We start from the raw sequence: 843 nt of genomic DNA, 5'->3' as shown, positions 1-843 counted from the left end.
GGGACGCTCCGCGTCCCAAAGCGGACGCAGAGCGTCCATTGAGGCATTCCCACGCAGAGCGTGGGAACGATCTAATCTGAGAGACCCGAAATGAGACTGTCCCGCTTCTTTATCGACGCCCCCCTGAGCACCGGCGAACACGAACTGCCGGAAGCCCAGGCGCACTACATCAGCCGCGTGCTGCGCATGGCCGAGGGCGATGCGGTGCAGCTGTTCGACGGTTCCGGCCATGAATTTCGCGGCGCCCTGCTGGAAGTCGGCAAGAAACGTGTAACCGTGCAGATCGACGAACAATTCGCCGGCCAGGTCGAATCGCCGCTGCACATCCACCTCGGCCAGGGACTGTCCCGTGGCGAGCGCATGGATTGGGCAATTCAGAAAGCCACCGAACTGGGCGTGAATGAAATTACGCCGATCTTCAGCGACCGCTGCGAAGTCCGTCTCAAGGACGAACGCGCCGACAAACGCCTGCTGCACTGGCGTCAGGTGGCGATCAGCGCCTGTGAACAATGTGGGCGCTCGCGGGTGCCGGTGATTCATCCGCCGGTGTTGCTGGCGGACTGGATCAAACAGACCGAAGCCGAGTTGAAACTGGTGTTGCATCCGGTGGCGGAGCCGTTGGTGAGTCATGCCAAACCGGCGACGCTGGCGTTCTTGATCGGGCCTGAAGGTGGGCTGACTGACGCCGAAGTCGAGCAAGCCAAAGGCAACGGCTTCCACGCCGCCCGCCTCGGCCCACGGGTGTTGCGCACAGAGACGGCGCCAGTGGTTGCGCTGGCGGTGGCCCAACAGCTTTGGGGTGACTTCTAAACCTTTTTGCCGGACTGATCGTTCCCACGCTCT

Annotated in this window: 1 protein-coding gene; it reads left to right on the top strand. The window is 62.4% G+C overall.

The window, feature by feature from the left end; translation table 11 throughout:
• Positions 1 to 90 precede the first annotated feature (90 nt).
• Positions 91 to 810 (top strand): 16S rRNA (uracil(1498)-N(3))-methyltransferase, encoded by a 720-nt coding sequence (locus PMI23_RS27730; RefSeq protein ID WP_007913710.1) that lies wholly within the window; start codon positions 91 to 93, stop codon positions 808 to 810.
• Positions 811 to 843: the final 33 nt, after the last annotated feature.

This window comes from Pseudomonas sp. GM24, from assembly GCF_000282235.1.
Classification (GTDB): domain Bacteria; phylum Pseudomonadota; class Gammaproteobacteria; order Pseudomonadales; family Pseudomonadaceae; genus Aquipseudomonas.
This window is presented reverse-complemented; position numbering and strand designations above follow the sequence as displayed.

Coding starts and splice junctions, on each gene's coding strand:
- PMI23_RS27730 (WP_007913710.1), top strand. CDS start 91: ATGAGACTGTCCCGCTTCTTTATCGACGCCCCCCTGAGCACCGGCGAA.